Consider the following 4,602-nt stretch of genomic DNA (forward strand, 5'->3'; position numbering starts at 1 on the left):
CTAATGGTTCGCATATCCCAACGCCCATAGCGGACTTGCACCGCCTAGTTAATGAACATGCCTGGCACACAGAAAAGCCTTCCTATCATTTTGATAGGAAGGTATTTTCTTGTCTCAATTATTTGCCTGCAACAGTGTTGAACATTTCTTTTGAGTATTAGATACCTAAACCATATTCACCGCCGTGTTCCTTATGAATGGATAGTACTTGATCCTACTGCCGCTAATTTAATATTTAGTTATTTACTTTAGCAGCATTGTAGTATTCTTCAAGTGTAATGCCTTGGCTCGTGATTTCCTTTGCGAGTTTTTTGCCGACATAACGAAGATGCCATGATTCATATTGGTAGCCTGTAATGGCTTCTTTCCCTTTTGGATAGCGGATGATGAAACCGTAATCCGCTGCATGCTCCTGCAGCCATTTGGCCTCAGTACTGTCACTGAAGCAATCAGCTGCCGCGCATTTGCCATCTCCTTCTGTCACATCGATGGCCAGTCCAGTTTCATGCTCGCTTGTCCCGGGAAGGGCGCTATAGGTTCTCGCTTTTAGATAACCATCCCTATTAACATAAGTATTAAAAAGAGAAATTTGTGTCTTTTCCGATCTGTAAGCCGAAACTCCTAAGAAATTCACACCCTGTGCTTTCGCAGCATCAAAAAGTTTTTTTATAGCAGCTGCAGCTTCATTTCTCATTTCGTGTTTTTCTGAATTAGCCGGCGAAGGAACAAACGGTATTTGGGTAAAAACAAGGTCCTTGGGCACATAGCCGGCAGGCAGTTTATTTTGTTTGTCCACCAGCACGGGAATGCTTTCAGGATTTGAGACAACCACTGTACGATTATTTTGAAAATTATAATGGGCTTGCTTTTGCTCATTGACTTGCTTCCCTTTATGCTGTTTCTCCACTAGCGAATTTTGCTGTGCAGTATTATATATAGAAAGCGAACAGCCGGCTAGTGAAATTGTAACGACAATACAACAAAATCCTGTGGAAATTAATTTAAACATATTAAACTTCCTTTTTAAAAAAATATCCATTGGTTTTATTATTAATAGATCAAGTTGTTGACTGAGATGAAGATCACTTGGATGTTGTAAATCAAAATTATGTTTTATTACTGAATTTGTTAACAATATTTTAATCTTTCAATTTCAACCGTTAGTTCTTTTTTAGTTTTCATATTGTCATCCCCGAAAGCACCTACTGTTTTCCGCAATTTCCACAAGAAACTTCCAGTGTTCTACCAATGGTTGGTTTACATTAGCTCCTACATGCAAATACAGAATATGATTTTTAGAAAAACTGTTCTATTCGTTTTTGTTCCATAAATTCGTTGAAAAGCTTTTCATTTTTAAAGCTTTCTTTATTACTCCGTTTAGTCAGTAAAAGTTCTATTATTTTACTCTGAATACTCCGCATATTCTATGCCCCCTCCTTTAATATTAAAGGGATTACCGCAGCAATCCCTTTCTCTTTTTCCTATATCACATTACCTTTTGAATACTTAATAACTCTTCAAATGCTTTTATATTTGTATCAAAATTGGGCACAGTTTGAGATTCTTCGGCAAATTTGACTAGTTTTACAACCAAATCATTAAAAGGTGTTGGAATTCCTGTACCTTCTGCCATTTTTGGAACGGTAAATCAACTTCTTTGTTTCCGAATAACTATTTTCGACCCAGGATCACCTATCGATTATTCCCTTTCTTCCGTTCACTTTATATTGAAAATTTCTTAAATGCCAACACTGCATTATGTCCTCCAAAACCAAAACCATTAGAAATAGCATAGTTTATTTTCTGGTTAACTGCATGGTTTGGAACATAATCTAAATCACACTCTTCATCTGGTATATCATAATTAATAGTTGGAGGAGCAATATCTTCCATGATACTTTTGAGAGTTATAACAGCCTCAATCCCACCTGCAGCTCCAAAAAGGTGCCCAGTCATTGATTTAGTGGAACTTACCTTTATGTTATAAGCATGAGCACCGAAAACACTTTTAATCGCTTTGGTCTCTGATTTATCTCCTTCAGGGGTACTTGTACCATGTGCATTTATATAATCCACATCAGTCAATCGAATATTTCCCATTTCTAAAGCCAATTTCATGGCATTTGCGGCCCCATTGTAATCAGGGGAAGTAATATGATATGCATCTGTTGTGGAACCATAACCTACGATTTCTCCTAAAATTGTCGCCCCTCTTTCCCTAGCATGTTCATATTCTTCCAGGAATAAAACACCCGCTCCTTCAGACATGACAAAGCCATCACGCCCTCTGTCAAATGGGCGACTTGCCTTTTCTGGAAAATCATTAAAAGTAGACATTGCTCTCATTCTTGAGAATCCAGCAAAAGCTAGTGGATTAATAGGAGCTTCAGCCCCTCCAGCTAATATGCCATCAGCATAACCATGTCTAATATTTAAAAAAGCCTCCCCAATTGCTTGATTCCCTGTTGCACAAGCAGAAACAGGTGAAAAGCTAGGCCCTTTAAAACCCGTTTTTATAGATATTATTCCTGACGCCATATTACTGATCATCATTGGAACCATAAATGGAGAAACTCTTCTTGGTCCCCTTTCAAGCAAAGCTTTATGATTTTCTAATGTAGTATTAATTCCTCCAATACCGGAACCAATATAAACCCCTAATCGATCCTTATTAACATTTTGTAAATCTAGTTTCGCCTGTTCTAAAGCTTGTTGAGCAGCAGCAACAGCATACTGTATGAATAAGTCATATTTTTCCTGTTCTTTTTTATCCATATATTGCTCTGCGACAAAGTCGGTAATATAGCCTGCAATTTGGGTACTAATATTGTTATAGTCATCAGATTCAATTCTTTTGATGCCTGAATTACCTTCTTTAATGTTCTTCCAGAAGGCTTCAATTGTATTTCCTAACGGTGAAACGACTCCATATCCTGTCACTACAACCCTTCGTGCCATCACCAACACTCTCCTGTCATTCCTTTTTTACATAACTACTTCAAAAGATCCTTAAGTTATTCCAATATTTTAAACAAGAAACCATCCCTTAATACACGTTTACATTGTAATAGGCCTTTGATTCTAGTATTGAGAAAAAAACCATCATCAAGCACCATCGCAGAATCTGCAATGACGCTAAGAGTCTCTTTTTACCTATTAATAGGTAAGTACAATTCACTTAAAACCGCCTTTTAACCTTTTAAAAGGCGGGATATTTCCTTCATTGCTTGCGGTAATATCTCTTTTCCCAGTACCCGTTCGTATTGTATTGCTCCTTTCATACAAGACACGATGGCAAAAGCTAATGATTCAATTTCTTCGGCTCCCTTATTTTCCAATGTTACCTTAAGTATATTTTTAATAATCGTTATTTCTAACTGACTGATTTCCCGTACTTTTTGCCTTACATTTTCAGGAAGGGATTCATAATCAGACTGGAGAGATGACACGGGGCATATCCCACCGTCGCTTAAAACAATTTGTCTCTCTAAAAAATGCTTGAGCTTTTCTTCAACAGTCAGCTTAGAATTCGTATTGAAAGATGAAAAGTCCTGCAAATTTTGAAGCACCCGTTCAGTAACGGCAACACCCAAATCCTCCTTTTTTTCATAATGATAATGGATGCTAGCTTTCGTCACACCCAATTGTTTGGATAAATCATCATAGCTAATAGCTACATAACCTTTTTCACGTATTAATTTAAGTGCCAGATCGATAATTTGTGTTTTTCTATTTTCCATGATTTCATCATAACCTACTAGTAGGTAAGTGTCAAGTGCAGTCCGATTTCATCCTCTCCTCTTCTTGTGTCAATATAGCATTACAATCATTTTCGCTTTATTTCTCAAAAATACAAAAATAGTCGTAGATATATAACAAATTGTGTAGGTTTTGCGGTTGCCTTATGTCTTAAAAATTATAAGAAAAAACACTCAGATGAGTGTTTTCAAAGGCCTAGGAAAAAGATTGTGACCGCCGACTGCGTTTGTTCCTTAACCAATTGGATTGACATATAAATCTGTTTTCCCGATTCGAACGTGCACGCCATTTAACCTTCAACCCTTTAGTTTTATTTTCCTTTACTGATACGAACAATTTTTTCACAATTAGTAGTACATTTCTTTTAAATTCCTCCTTGTATTATTACAAGGATGGACAAGGATTCGGCTTTTTTTGCCAAAGACCTTAGGCAGAATATTCTTGCCGACTACTCGTTGATACTGTATATTTGTCTGTTCTCTTCCAGAATGGCTTCCGATAGAATTTGTACCATGATGGTAAATACGAGCTGGCTTACTTCTTGTACTTTTTCTCTTAGTACTTGGGGTAACGATCACCTCATATTTACTTTACAATCATTACAGTACAATGCGCGTGCTGGACCACTTTATGGCTTACACTTCCCACGATATTGGCATTATTCCCATGACCTCGGGAAAAGCCCTTTTATTTTTTATCCGTAATGTGGATAATCCCTTCTTCGAATTGGACGTCCATAAGGATCCGAGTGTCCTATAACTAAGCGCAATGAGTTCAACTGAACCGGAAGTTGCTGAGATCAATCGAGACTAGCAGCAGATCCTTAACTGGCTCCAGATTGGG

The 4,602-nt window shown here is 37.4% G+C and carries 4 protein-coding genes and 2 pseudogenes; all 6 read right to left on the reverse strand.

Features of this window, described 5'->3' with window-relative positions; all coding sequences use genetic code 11:
* Positions 1-235: 235 nt before the first annotated feature.
* Complete coding sequence (locus AB7942_RS30020; RefSeq protein WP_369449718.1) at positions 236-1,009, reverse strand: M15 family metallopeptidase; 774 nt, start codon at positions 1,007-1,009, stop codon at positions 236-238.
* A 286-nt stretch (positions 1,010-1,295) separates the two neighbouring features.
* Entirely contained in the window at positions 1,296-1,421 is a 126-nt protein-coding gene (locus tag AB7942_RS30025; RefSeq protein WP_369449719.1) for a hypothetical protein, read from the reverse strand.
* Between the two features lie 65 nt (positions 1,422-1,486).
* Positions 1,487-1,642 (reverse strand): annotated as a pseudogene (locus tag AB7942_RS30030) (ketopantoate reductase family protein); the annotation flags it as partial.
* Positions 1,643-1,722: 80 nt separating this feature from the next.
* The gene (gene fabF, locus AB7942_RS30035; RefSeq protein WP_369449720.1) at positions 1,723-2,958 is read right to left on the reverse strand and encodes a beta-ketoacyl-ACP synthase II; all 1,236 of its coding nucleotides are present in this window, start codon (positions 2,956-2,958) and stop codon (positions 1,723-1,725) included.
* Between the two features lie 233 nt (positions 2,959-3,191).
* Positions 3,192-3,740: a TetR/AcrR family transcriptional regulator gene (locus tag AB7942_RS30040; RefSeq protein WP_369449721.1), complete on the reverse strand. Its 549-nt coding sequence runs from the start codon at positions 3,738-3,740 to the stop codon at positions 3,192-3,194.
* 604 nt (positions 3,741-4,344) lie between these two features.
* A pseudogene (locus AB7942_RS30045) lies at positions 4,345-4,425 on the reverse strand (universal stress protein); the annotation flags it as partial.
* Between the last annotated feature and the right edge of the window lie 177 nt (positions 4,426-4,602).

Source organism: Neobacillus sp. BF23-41 (assembly GCF_041106275.1).